This window comes from Dongia deserti, assembly GCF_003574735.1.
Lineage (GTDB): Bacteria > Pseudomonadota > Alphaproteobacteria > Dongiales > Dongiaceae > Dongia_A > Dongia_A deserti.
Map to the genome: position 1 here is coordinate 91,911 of NZ_QORW01000021.1, position 12,990 is coordinate 104,900.

General features: G+C 63.4%; 12 protein-coding genes. 6 read left to right on the top strand and 6 right to left on the bottom strand.

Annotated features, from left to right (window positions below; translation table 11 throughout):
* Nucleotides 1-248: 248 nt before the first annotated feature.
* From DTX69_RS25280 to DTX69_RS25295, 4 genes are all read left to right on the top strand, one after another.
* Complete coding sequence (locus DTX69_RS25280; protein WP_119304364.1) at nucleotides 249-1,649, top strand: acyl-CoA dehydrogenase family protein; 1,401 nt, start codon at nucleotides 249-251, stop codon at nucleotides 1,647-1,649.
* A gap of 228 nt (nucleotides 1,650-1,877) precedes the next feature.
* Nucleotides 1,878-2,117: a hypothetical protein gene (locus DTX69_RS25285; RefSeq protein ID WP_119304365.1), complete on the top strand. Its 240-nt coding sequence runs from the start codon at nucleotides 1,878-1,880 to the stop codon at nucleotides 2,115-2,117.
* A complete protein-coding gene (locus tag DTX69_RS25290; protein ID WP_119304366.1) occupies nucleotides 2,095-2,283 on the top strand; it encodes a hypothetical protein in 189 nt (62 codons plus the stop codon). Before DTX69_RS25285 ends, DTX69_RS25290 begins: the two co-directional genes overlap by 23 nt.
* Nucleotides 2,284-2,466: 183 nt before the next feature.
* Nucleotides 2,467-2,679: a hypothetical protein gene (locus DTX69_RS25295; protein WP_119304367.1), complete on the top strand. Its 213-nt coding sequence runs from the start codon at nucleotides 2,467-2,469 to the stop codon at nucleotides 2,677-2,679.
* Here DTX69_RS25295 and DTX69_RS25300 read toward each other — a convergent pair.
* Complete coding sequence (locus DTX69_RS25300) at nucleotides 2,676-4,994, bottom strand: DUF1989 domain-containing protein (protein WP_119304368.1); 2,319 nt, start codon at nucleotides 4,992-4,994, stop codon at nucleotides 2,676-2,678. The genes DTX69_RS25295 and DTX69_RS25300 overlap by 4 nt on opposite strands.
* Before the next feature lie 153 nt (nucleotides 4,995-5,147).
* On the opposite strand from DTX69_RS25300, the gene DTX69_RS25305 reads away from it, so the two are divergent.
* Together DTX69_RS25305 and DTX69_RS25310 are read left to right on the top strand one after the other, a co-directional pair.
* Nucleotides 5,148-5,660: a flavin reductase family protein gene (locus tag DTX69_RS25305; RefSeq protein WP_119304369.1), complete on the top strand. Its 513-nt coding sequence runs from the start codon at nucleotides 5,148-5,150 to the stop codon at nucleotides 5,658-5,660.
* On the top strand, nucleotides 5,660-6,253 hold the full coding sequence (locus tag DTX69_RS25310; protein WP_119304370.1) for a hypothetical protein: 594 nt from the start codon (nucleotides 5,660-5,662) through the stop codon (nucleotides 6,251-6,253). Before DTX69_RS25305 ends, DTX69_RS25310 begins: the two co-directional genes overlap by 1 nt.
* A gap of 898 nt (nucleotides 6,254-7,151) precedes the next feature.
* On the opposite strand, the gene DTX69_RS25315 is transcribed toward DTX69_RS25310, so the two are convergent.
* The 5 genes from DTX69_RS25315 to DTX69_RS25335 form a co-directional block, all read right to left on the bottom strand.
* The gene (locus DTX69_RS25315) at nucleotides 7,152-7,547 is read right to left on the bottom strand and encodes a hypothetical protein (RefSeq protein WP_119304371.1); all 396 of its coding nucleotides are present in this window, start codon (nucleotides 7,545-7,547) and stop codon (nucleotides 7,152-7,154) included.
* 15 nt (nucleotides 7,548-7,562) lie between these two features.
* Nucleotides 7,563-8,939: an FMN-binding glutamate synthase family protein gene (locus tag DTX69_RS25320; RefSeq protein ID WP_284736064.1), complete on the bottom strand. Its 1,377-nt coding sequence runs from the start codon at nucleotides 8,937-8,939 to the stop codon at nucleotides 7,563-7,565.
* Nucleotides 8,940-8,962: 23 nt separating this feature from the next.
* Complete coding sequence (locus DTX69_RS25325; protein ID WP_119304372.1) at nucleotides 8,963-9,793, bottom strand: GltB/FmdC/FwdC-like GXGXG domain-containing protein; 831 nt, start codon at nucleotides 9,791-9,793, stop codon at nucleotides 8,963-8,965.
* A 51-nt stretch (nucleotides 9,794-9,844) separates the two neighbouring features.
* Nucleotides 9,845-10,792 (bottom strand): class II glutamine amidotransferase domain-containing protein, encoded by a 948-nt coding sequence (locus DTX69_RS25330; RefSeq protein WP_119304373.1) that lies wholly within the window; start codon nucleotides 10,790-10,792, stop codon nucleotides 9,845-9,847.
* Nucleotides 10,793-11,111: 319 nt separating this feature from the next.
* Nucleotides 11,112-12,581: a glutamine synthetase family protein gene (locus tag DTX69_RS25335; protein WP_119304374.1), complete on the bottom strand. Its 1,470-nt coding sequence runs from the start codon at nucleotides 12,579-12,581 to the stop codon at nucleotides 11,112-11,114.
* Nucleotides 12,582-12,990: the final 409 nt, after the last annotated feature.

A 12,990-nucleotide genomic window follows, 5' to 3' on the forward strand; every position in this document is an offset into this window, starting at 1 on the left:
GCCAGGCCGCGGTGGGGTTCTTAGAGATACCCCGTTCATCGCGAAGTTGTTTTGACTCTCTGGACCAGAATTGGTTTAATTGGCTCTGAAATGGCACAGAAGCGGTCTAGCGGCTTGCCGTTACCGGTCGCCACCGTGGTCCGGCCGCCGGGAAATGGCTAGGATGGACCTTCTGTGGCGTCCGGCCGGTCAGGGAGCGCGCCGGCAGCGATTCCGATGTCAACGCCAAAGCAAGGGAGAGCGGAGGGATGAGCGACATCAAGATGTGGGGCAAGGAACCGTTCTGGGGCCTCGGCTACGAGTTCGATCCGCAATGGCTTTTGACCGACGAGCAGAAGCAGCTGCAGAAGACGCTGATCGAGCTCTGCCAGACCGTGATGCGCGAAAATGCGGTGGAGAGCGACCGCAAGCTGCTCTACCCGCGCAAGAACTTCCAGGCGCTCGCCAAGCATGGCTTCCTCGGCCTGATCGCGCCCAAGGAACTGGGCGGCCTGGGCCAGAACCACGTGGCCGCAGCAATGGCCGTGGAGACCATCGCGCGCTACGGCTGCCCCTCGACCGCCATGTGCTACACCATGCATCTGGGCGCGGTCGCAGCCGCCCTCTTCCGCCATCACGACAATCCGGCGCTCAAGGACATCCTGAGCCGCCTCGACAAGGACTGCCTGGTCGGCACCTTGTCGTACTCCGATCCTGAGACCGGCAGCCACTTCTGGTATCCGGTCTCCTCCAGCGCCAAGAAGGTGGCCGGCGGCTGGCAGGTGACCAAGAAGGCGTCCTGGACCACCTCCGGCGGTTTCGCCGATTGGTACATCGTCCAAACCACCTCGCCCGATTTCGGCGGCAACTACGCCAATCTCTCCTGCTTCCTCATCATGGGCAACGAGGTGGAAGCCGATCCCGCCAACTGGGACGGCCTCGGCCTGCGCGGCAACCAGTCCGGCCCGCTCGTCGTCAACAACAAGACGATCCCCGAGGAACGCCTGGTCGGCCCGATCAATGACGGTGCCAATTCCAACGACGAGTGCGTGGATCCGTTCTTCCTGCTGTGCTCCTCGGCCTGCTGGAACGGCATCTCCATGGCGATGATCGATATCGCCAAGTCGCACACCACCAAGAAGAAGCACGTCGACGTCGGCCTGCGCGTGTGTGACTACCCGACCATCCAGGACTATGTGGGCGAGGCGATCATCGACACCAATGCCTGCCGCCTGATGGACTTCTCCATGGCCCAGGCGATGGATGCGGCGACCAACGACTGCGACTGGTCGATCCACAAGGATCTGAGCGTGCTGCCGCGCGCGCAATATCTCTCCTGGATGTGGCAGGTGAAGTTCGCCGCCGCCAAGAACGTGGCCCACGTCACCGATAAGATGCTGCATGCCTGCGGCGGCACCGGCTACAAGCCCGGCCTCGGCATCGAGCGCTACCTGCGCGACGGCAAGGCCGGCTGGGTCATGGGCCCCACCAACGAGGTGCTGCGCCAGTTCGTCGGCAAATACGCGCTGCTGGGCATCGAATCGCTCGACTACTGGAACCAGGCGATCAACGAGCGCGCCATTCAGAATGAAGTGAAGAAGATGACACCCGAGCAGAAGAAGACGCTCGCCCAACAGCTGATGTCCGACGCCGCCAAGGCAGCGGAGTAGTTTTCGACGATCCTGTCCAAAGGGCCGAGCGGTTGCTCGGCCCTTTTGCTTTGGGGCATCGGGTGCCGGGAAGGGATCCTGCTCTAATCCCAGGTTAAGAGATCATTCCGCCCTTAACCCGGACTTAACGCTGAATTTCGGCGCCCCTCGGGCCCGTGGTTCAGGGCGGGTTCACCGCACATGGAGTTCAATTGCCCAAGCGCATTCTGTGTGTCTTGGGGTCACAGCATGAACCAGATGGTGGTTGCCGCCGCGCAGCGGCAGATGAGTGAACTCGAACGGCTGATCGCCCAGCATTGGGCTCAGGTGGAACGGCTTGTCGCCGCCAACCGCGATGCCACCCAGGCAACGCGCACGGTCCGCTCACTGGAGCAAACGCTCTTGCTGACGAAGGAGCACGTGCGCTTCCTGCTGCGGCACGAGGAGCCACCTGAAAGAGGGCCATGTGAAGATCATCAGCGAGGTTGAGATCTGGAAGTCCGCCCGGCTGACGGTCGCGCTGTTCGGTGATCGTGCAACAGACCGCGCACAGAGGCGCGCGGAAGAGCGCGAGTCACGTGCCGATATCGACGGCTGGGTCAAGTGGATGCGCATTGCGGAAACGATTCTCGAAATCGAGCGTGTCCGCCTCTAGGATGCGGGCATCGCTGCCGGCGGCATGCACGGCATTTGGGGTTCGTGCAGAGGCCGCCGGCCCGCGCATCCACTTGAGGGCAAAGGATGCTGCGGATCGGGCAGTCTCGCGTCCCCCGCCTGAACTGCCGCTGAATAGCGCTAGGCCCGGCTGCCTCGAATCGCGGCGACTCCGATCATTCCGATGATCTCTTTCCTGGAGCATCCGGACGCCTTCGTTCGTCTGCTGATCGGCGTCGGCAGGGCGATACGGTCGAGCGATGAAGAGAGCGCCCGCCCTTGGGCGTACGACGATCCGCTGCCCTTGATTGAAATAGGAAGAAGGCTGCGTCATCCCGACGCCATGGCCGTCACAAGACAGGCCTCGCCAGCACCTTCCGGCAGCGTCCTCGACTAAGCCCTGACCCGTGTCTTCTCAGGATCGTAGTGCGGGAAGCGCACGACCGTAGCGGGGATGCGCTTCATCTTGCCGTCGAGCTTGCCGACTTCGACATCCGTGCCGAGCGCGGCATGCACAACGTCGAGGCGCGCCAAGGCGATGGTCTTTTTGAGGATCGGCGAGCGCGTGCCGCTGGTCACGACGCCGACCTGGTTGCGGCCGATGAAGACGCCGTCGCCATGCACCGCAGCCTCGTTGTCCGCGACGTCGAGGCCGACCAGCACGCGCTGCGGATGCTCCTTGCGGCGCACTAGCGCCTCGCGGCCGATGAAGTCTTCGGTCTTGGTCTTGAGCGGGACCGTGAAACCGATGCCGGCTTCGAACGGGTCGGTCTGGTCGCAGAACTCGTAGCCGTAGAAGATGAGGCCCGCCTCGATGCGTAGCATGTCGAGCGCTTCCAGCCCGCACGGCGCGATGTCGTGCGGCTTGCCTGCCTCCGCAATCGCATCGAACACGGTCACGGCATCCTTGGGATGGCAGAACACCTCGTAGCCGAGCTCGCCGGTGTAGCCGGTACGCGAGACCACGACCGGCGCGCCGTTGAAATCGGCGATGCGCCCGATGGTGAAGCGGAACCATTGCAGCTCCTCGATCGACGTCTGCGCCGGCGGCGTCCACACGACGTGTCTCAGAATCTCGCGGCTCTTCGGCCCCTGCACTGAGAGATTGTGCAGCTGATCCGTCGAGGACCGCACCCACGCGCGCAGGCTCAGCTTCTGCCCCAACTCGCGCAGTGCGAGGCCACTCGCCTCGTCGCCGCCGATGAAGCGGAAATTGTCCTTGCCCAGCCGGAAGATCGTGCAATCGTCGAGCATGCCGCCGGTCTCGTGGCACATCGCGGAATAGACCACCTGCCCTTCCGACAGCTTGCGCACATCGCGGGTCACCGCCCGCTGCAGCAAGGTCTCTGCATCCGGCCCGGTCACCTCGAACTTGCGCAAGGGCGAGAGGTCGATCATCACCGCGCGCTCTCTGGCCGCCCAGTATTCGCCGATCGGTCCCTCGTTGTTGAAGCGGCTGGGCAGCCAATAGCCGCGATACTCCGCGAAGTTGCGCGTGAGCTGCGACGTGCGTGGATGGAACGCGGTTTCCTTGGTCATCTGGGGCTCGGCATCTGGAGTCTTGCGGAAGGCCACCGCGCGCGAGAAGCGCTCCTTGGCCGGATAGGTGCGGATGTGCACGGGCGTCGGGTTCCAGCCGTTGGCGGCGTCGATGTCGTCCGGACAGGCCGATGACACGCACACCAGGTCGGTCAGCGCGCGGAACAGCACGAAGTCGCCCGGCCGCGACCACGGCTCGTCGAGATAGAGCACGTTGTTGTGGTCGATCGCCGTGTTGTAGAAGAGATTGAGCGCCGCCCAGCCGCGCCGCTTTTTCACACCGTACGGCGCCAGCGCGTTGCTGAAATTGTCCGAGCAGTTCGCGTGTCCGGGATAACCCATGTCCTCGTAGTATTTCGCCGTGCAGGCGAGCGCGAAATTGTCGTGCCGCCCGCAGGTGTCCTGCACCACTTCCACCAGCGGCTGGAAATCCTGGTCGAACACCTTGGCGAACAGCCCCGGCCCCGGATAGCCGCGCCCCAGCAGCGTGCGCGTCACCGTATTGTCGAGGTCGCGCTCAATGCCCGTCTGCAAGGCGCGCGCATTGAAGCAATGGAAGTCGGAGCATTGCTGGCCGAAGAGGTCGATGATCTGGATGTAGTCGCCTTCCTTGACCTCATAGGCGCGCGCGGAGGCACGCGGCACTTCGAAGTCCAGCTTCGCGTCGGCCAGCGGCTCTGGCAGCAGCGCGAACTCCTCCGAGCGAGGCGCCGCGCGTGCGATGCGCACCTCGATCTCCGTCGCGGTATCCTGCTTCTCCGGCGGCACCGCGTCGCCCGGCGCCGCGACGATCAGCACACCCGCGCCTTGCGCGGTGAATTCCGCCTGCGCGCCCGCCGCGCTGTCGCCGCCGAACAAGCGCACCGCCTTTGCCTCGCCGAGCGCGATGTTCCGCCGGCTGAGGCCGCTCAGCACGGTGCGCGCGCTCTCCGACTCCCTCGCCAGGATCGCGCACAGGCCATCGGCGACGCCGCAGATCCCGCCGCCGATCAAGCCCGGATCCAGGCGGCCCGCCGCGTCGGCCGCCAGCACTTCGCATGGCTGCCGCCCTTCGACGTCGATGATGGTGATCCCGTCGCCGGGCGCGATCGCCATGATGGAGGCGCCGCCGCCCGGCACGCGATAGCGTTCGACCTCGCTGGGCAGATTGGGAATGCGGCGATCGATCAGCATGGCTGTTTCCCCATCAGGAAAGGCTTTTCCAGCGGTGCGTCCGCACTACTGTGACGGCCGAAGAAATGCTAAAAGATGCGGTCAATCCGATCAACGACCAAACTGGAGGTCGGTCGGTAATTGGTTCGAATTGGTTGGGACGAAAAGGCTTCGATGCAGCAGGATACAGGGCTTCAGAATGCGGGAATCGACCCGCGCGAGTTCCGCAACGCGCTGGGCTGCTTCCCGACCGGCGTCACCGTCATCACGACGCTGGACCCACGCGGCCAAACCATCGGCATCACGGCGAACTCCTTCAACTCGGTGTCGATGGACCCGCCGTTGATCCTGTTCAGCCTCAGCCGTGGCGCCTATTCCATCCGCGCGTTCCTTTCCACCGACCATTTCGCGGTCAACGTGCTGAGCCTTGGGCAGGCCCAGCTCTCCACCCGCTTTGCCAAGGCCTCCGCCGACAAGTGGGCGGAGATCCAGTTCGAGATCTGGGATTCCGGCTGCCCCATCCTGCCGGGCTGCGCCGCCAATTTCGAATGCCGCACCGAGCATACCTACGACGGCGGCGATCACGTGATTTTCGTCGGCCGCGTCATCCGCATGCGCCACGACCCCGCCATCAAGCCGCTCCTGTTCCATCAGGGCAAGTACCGCTCGGTTGACGCCCTCGTGTGATGGCTCATCCGGACAACAACATCGTCCTGACCGACGTCGCCGCCCAGCAGCTGCGCGACGACTTCCTGGGCTGGCAATGCCGCCTGCGCCAGCTCTCGGCGCGGCAAATGGGCGGCCGCCCGCTGCAAGGCATGCGCCCGAAGGTGCTCTCGCCCACGGGCGACGAACTCTCGTCCGGCATCATCGTGCTGATCATCGAGCAGGACCCCGTCAACACCACGCAGATGCTGCGCTTCCAGTGCCAGAAGACGCACGACCCGATCGAGCGCTACGACAAGGCGCTGGAGCTCCTCTCCGCCGCCTACTACCAGTATCCGAAGAACTTCAGCGACGAGCTGACCGCCTTGTTCGGCCCCGCTTCGGACCTGCCCGCGACCCTGCTGCATCTCGGCCGCTGCGTGCTGGAATTCGAGCAGTTCACCGAATGCTACCGCATTCCCTGCATGGTCGCGGAGCTGCCGGAGTCACACGACTTCTTCCAGGCCACCTACTGGCACAACCACATGTTCAACCCGAACATGCCCCCACAAATCCGCGTGTTGAGCTTCAAGCCCGACTGGCCCCACGCCAGCACCTGGCGCACGGAAGTCTAGCTGTCTCGCGGTGGGAGGGCAGCTACGACCTCAGCCGCCTCCCACAATCCTGCATATGCTTCCTCTTTGACGGCATTGAGACGTTCTACTGATTCCTGGTCCATTACACATCGGAAAACCCGGCCATCCTCATGTGTGGTCTGGAATGCATTTTGAACTATCGCGCCGCGCAAGGTTCGTATGGGGCCCGGCTGCAGTTCGTTTGCAAACACGAAAGGGAGCACCTGCTCGCCGGCATGGCTAATGGCGTGGCGTTGGTCTTCAGCGTTCGGAAATCTGCCCCTAAATAGCTTTCGAGCTTGCTTAAGTCGATCGAGCCTTATTCTGTCTGACACTGAATTGCATCGACGCGCTGCCGGACCGATTCGGGCCAGAAGGCAGCTGAAATGATAGGCAGTCATAACTCCGTCCTGCGCAGCAATAACTGCCACCGCAAGTACCTATCGAAGTTGCTTCGGTCTCCTCTTTTCACGACCGCTTTGAGTTCGAGTCCGCAGAAGGCAAATAGGTCAACGGCGTACTGAAATAGCCTAACATGTCCCCCTAAGTCCCAAACGCATAGTTCAGCTGTCGCGCGGCTTCTTCTTCGTTCGCTGGGACGCGCTTCTCGTCAAAATGTGGCACAGGCGGGAGTTCGCCGACTGCTTTCAGTCTTGTTGGATCTAACGCCATGATTAGCTCGACGACGTATTAGATGACGTTCCTCTAGGGGAGTGACGCCGGACGATCGTGCGAGATGGTAGATTACGCTTTTTCGTAGAAAAGGAAAATGCGGTAATAACGTTGAAACGCAGCAGATTCGCCCGAATGAGATCAGCCAACGAACGGACAGCCGCTGGCGCGGCTGTCCGGGATGACATTCATGGAAGCGCGTTGGAGAATGTCGAAAGTTGCGCTTTCAGAACTTCTTATACGCCCGCTTCAAATCCCACAGCGGGTGCTTCTTCGACATCTGGAACTTGATCAGCAGTTCGCGCGCGAGCATGTCGCGGCCTTGCTGGTCCTCGGGCAGCTTCAACTCCGGCGGGATGGTGACCCAGCCGTTGCAGTTACGGTCGAAGATCGCGGGGCGGCCTTCCTCGTAGCCCATGTGGACGTCCTCCAGCCAGTTGAGGTCGTCCCAGCCCATCATCTCGATATACTGCTCGAGGAACGGCGTGATACGCGAATAGTCCGGCACTAGGTTCACATCGTAGCGGTAGCCGATGTGCTGGCCGATCTCCTGCTCGCGCTTGGTGTCGAGGCCGGCGGCATCCTTGATGAACTTGTCGACGTCTTGCGTCTTGGTGGACATGCGTTCGTCCTCCCTCTAGTAGCGCGTCATGTCGGGCCGGCCGACGGTGTGCTGCGTGCCGGCCAGCGGCACCATCGCCATCGCCGAGGCTTCCATGGTGAGCGCCGCGAGGTCCTCCGGCTCCAGCGAGTGCACGTCGGTCTTGCCGCAGGCGCGCGCCATCATCTGCGCTTCGATGGTCAGCGTGTGCAGGAAGTTGTAGACGCGCTCCGCCGCCGCATCGGGATCGAGCCGCTTGCGCAGCACCGGATCTTGCGTCGCGACGCCGACCGGGCAACGGCCGGTGTGGCAGTGATAGCAATAGCCCGCCTCGACGCCCATCTCCTTCTCGTAATCGGCTTCGGGTACGTCCTTGTTGCAGTTCAAGGCCATCAGCGCCGAGTGGCCGATCGCGATCGCGTCGGCGCCCAGCGCCAGCGCCTTCGCGACATCGGAGCCGTTGCGGATGCCGCCGGCATAGACCAGCGAGATCTCGCCCGACTTGCCGAGATCGTCCAGCGCCTTGCGCGCCTGGCGGATCGCCGCGATGCCGGGCACACCGGTATCCTCGGTCGCGAGGTGCGGGCCGGCACCCGTGCTCCCCTCCATGCCGTCGATATAGATCGAGTCGGGTCCGCACTTGATCGCCATGCGCACGTCGTCATAGACGCGCGCGGCGCCCAATTTGAGCTGGATCGGAATCTGATGGTCGGTCGCCTCGCGGATCTCCTGGATCTTGAGCGCGAGATCGTCGGGCCCTAGCCAGTCCGGATGGCGCGCCGGCGAGCGCTGGTCGATGCCGGCCGGCAGCGAGCGCATCTCCGCCACCTGGTCCGTCACCTTCTGGCCCATCAAATGTCCGCCCAGGCCCACCTTGCAGCCCTGGCCGATGAAGAACTCGCACGCATCCGCCAGCTGCAGGTGGTGCGGGTTGAAGCCGTAGCGCGACTGGATGCACTGATAGAACCACTTCGAGGAATAGCGTCGCTCATCGGGGATCATGCCGCCTTCGCCGGAGCAGGTCGCCGTCCCCGCCATCGTGGCACCGCGTGCCAGCGCGATCTTCGCCTCGAACGACAAGGCGCCGAAGCTCATGCCGGTGATATAGACCGGGATGTCGAGCTCCAGCGGCCGCTTGGCCTTCGGGCCGATGATGGTCTTGGTCAGGCACTTCTCGCGATAGCCTTCGATCACGAAGCGCGTCAGCGTGCCGGGCAGGAAGGTCAGGTCATCCCAATGCGGGATCTTCTTGAAGAGCGAGAAGCCGCGCATGCGATAGCGGCCCAGCTCCGATTTGATATGGATGTCGTCGATAACCTCCGGCGTGAAAATCCGGCTTTGGCCGAGTCGGCTGGTATCGCGCTGCGCCTTCTTCACAGGCTGAACCTGCGGCGCGACTTTTTCCTGCGACATGGTGCGGTTCCTCCTATGAACTCTTACAGAACGATCTTCTTCTCGGTCGGCTCGAGATTGTCGTAGTTCCACAGCTGCTTGCCGGCGACAATCTTGGTGAGGTTCTTGACCCCGTTCGGCGCCTCGAGCCCGTACATCTTCAGCTTGCGCTCCAGCCACTGCACCTCGAGGTCGGTCATCTCGCCTTCGACCGCGTCGACGCCGAGGCCGGCGATCTTGCCGCCGACATAGATCGTGCCGTCATACATGGAATCGCCGAGGTTCTTGCCGGCATCACCCAGGATGATCATGCGCCCGCGCTGCATCATGAAGCCGCAGAAGGCGCCGGCCCGCCCGCCGATCAGGATGGTGCCGCCTTTCTGGTCGATGCCGACGCGCGCGCCGACATCGCCCTTGCAGACCAGGTCGCCACCGCGGATCGCCGCGCCGAAGGTCGAGCCCGCGTTCTTCTCGATCACCACACGCCCGCTCAGCATGTTCTCGGCACAGGACCAGCCGACGCGACCGGAGATGCTGATGTTCGGTCCATCGATGAGGCCACAGCCGAAATAGCCCAGGCTGCCCTTGATGTGCAGGTTGAGCCGCTGCAGCAGGCCGACCGCGACGCTGTGCTTGGCGCCGGGATTGTGCATCACGATGGTGCCGTTGCCCTGGCCCATCAGCTCGCGGAGCTTGAGGTTGATCTCCTGCGGAGAGAGCGGCCCGGCATCGAACTCGGCGCGCTTGTTGAAATCGACGTCATAGCCGTCGGGATAGAGGAAGTTCTCCTCCTCCGTCGGCGAGAAGAAACGCTGCTGGGTCTTGCCCGACAGCTTTTCGGTGTGCATGCCCATCTGCATTGAACGCTGAGCCATGGGTCGTCTGTCTCCCGGAACTTGGGTATGCCTGAAAATCGCGCGGACTGCTTAAGCCCGCCCCTCCGCTTTCCACACCCGCACTTCGCCTTCGTACGGATCCCAGGTATCGATCTCGTGCGGGAACACGCTGCGGATCGCCACCTCCTCCGAAGCGAGCGCGATGAAATCGTCGCTCTCGTAGAGCACCATCGGCTTGGCCGCCATCACGTCCTTGGCCATGCCGAGGGAGTCCGCCGTCGCGACGATGTAGGTGAAGACGCCATCGAGTTCGTGAATCGAATCCTTCATCGCCTCGTCGAGCTTGGCGCCCTGCTGCATCTTGTCGGCGAGATAGACCGCGATCAGCTCGGAGTCGCAGTTCGACATGAAGCGGTGCCCGCGATGCTCCAGCGCGCGGCGCCCCTTCCAGTAGTTGGTGAGCTGCCCGTTATGCACCACCGAAACGTCGGCGAACGGATACGCCCAATAGGGATGCGCCGAACGGATGTCCACGTCGGACTCCGTCGCCATGCGGGTGTGGCCGATCCCATGGGTGCCGATGAAGCCGCTCAGGTGATACTGGTTCGACACGCGCTCCGCATCGCCCAGATCCTTGATCAGCTCGAGCCCGAGGCCGAGTGAGAGGATCTCGGCGCCTTCCACGTCCTCGATATAGTCGGCCAGCTTGCGCCGGTCGCCATCGAAGGCGATGCGATAACGGAAGGCATATTCCGTCGCTTCTTCCTCCTTGACGATCTTGGCGCCGAGTTCCTGCAGCCGCTTGTCGACCTCGGCGCGCCGCTCCTTCACCTCGCGGCGGATGTCGAAGCCCTTCAACATCTCGTCCTGCTCGGCGACCTTGAAGCGTAGCACCAGCTCGTTGCCCTTCGGCTGGCCGTAGAGCGCGAAGCCGGTGGAATCCGGGCCGCGATGCTTCAGCGACTTCAGCATGCTGGTCATCTCGGTGCCGACGTCCCCGGTCTTGCGCCGGTGAATCAACCCAGCAATTCCGCACATGGCGTTTTCTCCTTATTGAATAGTCCCCCTCTCCCGAAGGAGAGTCCCCTTCTCCCCTTGCGGGAGAAGGATACGGAGGCTTGGCGAGGCGTAGCCGAGCCTAGCCGGAGTTGGATGAGGGGTGGCGCACCGACAGGTGCGCGCGCTCGCAAGAGCGCCCTTGCAGCGCTATGTGCAGCGCTTGCGCGCTGTGCGCCTACAGCGCGCCCCCTCACCCAGCTTCGGCTAAGCTCACTACGTTCGCTAAGCCTTCGCATCCCTCTCCCGCGAGGGGAGAGGGGGTGTTTGTTTGGGCTCGCGATGATCGCCAGCGCCCGCATCACGGCAGGTAGTCCCAATACTGCTCGAGGTCCCAGCGCGTGACGGTGGCGTTGAACTTCTCCCATTCGTCGCGCTTGTAGTGCATGAAGACGCGATACATCTCGTCGGGCATCGCGCGTTTCACCACTTCGTTCTGTTCGAGCGCGTCGAGCGCCTCGCCCAGCGACATCGGCAGCTTCTGCACCTTCTTGCCGGCAGCCATCGCCGCGTAGATGTTGCGCTCCTCCGGCTCGCCCGGGTCTATGTTGTTGGCGATGCCGTCATCGAACGCTTGCAGCAGGGCCGCGGCCATCAAGTACGGATTGACCGCCGAATCCACCGAGCGGTATTCGAACCGGCCGGGCGCCGAGATGCGCAGCGCGCAGGTGCGGTTCTGGTAGCCCCAGTCGGCATAGACCGGCGCCCAGAAGCCGGTGTCCCACAGCCGGCGATAGGAGTTGACGGTGGAGGAGCCGATCGCGGTCAGCGCGCGCACGTTCTTGACCACGCCGCCGATGCAATTGAGACCGACTGGGCCCGGCTTGGCATCGCCCGGCAGCGGCAGGAAGGTGTTCTCGCCGCCCTTGCGATAGCTGAAGACCTCCGGCATGCCGGGCAGCGACTCGCCATTGCCCAGCACGTTCACTTTGTCCTCGCCACCTTTCCAGAGCGAGAGGTTGTGGTGGCAGCCGCTCGCCGACACGCCCATAAAAGGCTTCGGCATGAAGCAGGCGATGATGTTGAACTCGCGCGCCACCTGCGCGCAGATCTGGCGATAGGTGGTGAGGCGGTCCGCGGTGCGCAGCGCGTCATCGAACATGAAGTTGAGCTCGAGTTGGCCCGGCGCGTCCTCGTGATCGCCCTGGATCATGTCGAGGCCCATGGCGCGGCCATACTCGATGACCTTGAGGAACACCGGCCGCAACATCTCGAACTGGTCGATGTGATAGCAGTTGGGCTTGGTGTAGCCGCCGTGCGGCAGCCCATCCTCGCCCTTCTTCAGCCACATCATCTCCGGCTCGCAGCCGTGGCGCAGATGCAGGCCGCCATGCTTCTTGCGGAACTCGTCATGCAGGATGCGCAGGTTGCCGCGGCAGTCCGATGTCAGATGGCCGCCGGGATTTACCCTCTCCTCGCGATTGCGGAAGCAGGTGCAGAACACGCGCGCGACCCTCTTGTCCCACGGCAGCTGCACGAAGGTCTCGGGATCGGGAATGCCGACCAGTTCGGAGGCCTCCGGGCCGTAGCCGATATAATTTCTGTGGCGGTCGACGAACAGGTTGGCAGTGGAACCATAGACCAGCTGGAAGCCGCGCTCCGCGGTCGCTTCCCAGTGATCGGCGGGGATGCCCTTGCCGACGATGCGGCCAGTCACCGAGACGAACTGGTAATAGATATAGGTGATGCCCAGCTCGTTGATCTTCTCTCGAACCTTCTTCACCAGCTCGGCGCGGCCAGGCTGATTGACATGGGCTTCCAAATCGGTCATCGCGGTCCTCCTCTCCCTATCTGCATTCACGTCGCCCCACGCGCGGCGCGCAAGACGTGCTCCCTGCCAGCAGTTCAATGCGTCTTCAGTCGATCTCCCCAAAAACCGTCATCCCGGCCAAGCCGCGCAGCGGCGTAGAGCCGGGACCCATGCGATCCATCGACGCCACGGCAATGCTCCATAGGCCCCGGATCACGCCACGCGATCGCTGCGCTCCGCGTGGCTGTCCGGGGTGACAGTGGAGCGGGCGCAAGCATCCCTCAACTCCACGGGAACGGCGAGTGCGAGGTCGGATGCAGCTTGCCTTCGGCGAAGCGGGAGAAGCGGAACGGGCTGAGCAGGTCGCTCTCGTTGCCGCAGAGATCGTCCGCCACCAGCTTGCCGACGCCGATCATCTTGTAGCCGTGGT

Coding starts and splice junctions, on each gene's coding strand:
- DTX69_RS25305 (WP_119304369.1), top strand. CDS start 5,148: ATGCAGCAGGATACAGGGCTTCAGAATGCGGGAATCGACCCGCGCGAG.
- DTX69_RS25335 (WP_119304374.1), bottom strand. CDS start 12,581: ATGACCGATTTGGAAGCCCATGTCAATCAGCCTGGCCGCGCCGAGCTG.
- DTX69_RS25310 (WP_119304370.1), top strand. CDS start 5,660: ATGGCTCATCCGGACAACAACATCGTCCTGACCGACGTCGCCGCCCAG.
- DTX69_RS25315 (WP_119304371.1), bottom strand. CDS start 7,547: ATGTCCACCAAGACGCAAGACGTCGACAAGTTCATCAAGGATGCCGCC.
- DTX69_RS25330 (WP_119304373.1), bottom strand. CDS start 10,792: ATGTGCGGAATTGCTGGGTTGATTCACCGGCGCAAGACCGGGGACGTC.
- DTX69_RS25325 (WP_119304372.1), bottom strand. CDS start 9,793: ATGGCTCAGCGTTCAATGCAGATGGGCATGCACACCGAAAAGCTGTCG.
- DTX69_RS25320 (WP_284736064.1), bottom strand. CDS start 8,939: ATGTCGCAGGAAAAAGTCGCGCCGCAGGTTCAGCCTGTGAAGAAGGCG.
- DTX69_RS25280 (WP_119304364.1), top strand. CDS start 249: ATGAGCGACATCAAGATGTGGGGCAAGGAACCGTTCTGGGGCCTCGGC.
- DTX69_RS25295 (WP_119304367.1), top strand. CDS start 2,467: ATGATCTCTTTCCTGGAGCATCCGGACGCCTTCGTTCGTCTGCTGATC.
- DTX69_RS25285 (WP_119304365.1), top strand. CDS start 1,878: ATGAACCAGATGGTGGTTGCCGCCGCGCAGCGGCAGATGAGTGAACTC.
- DTX69_RS25300 (WP_119304368.1), bottom strand. CDS start 4,994: ATGCTGATCGATCGCCGCATTCCCAATCTGCCCAGCGAGGTCGAACGC.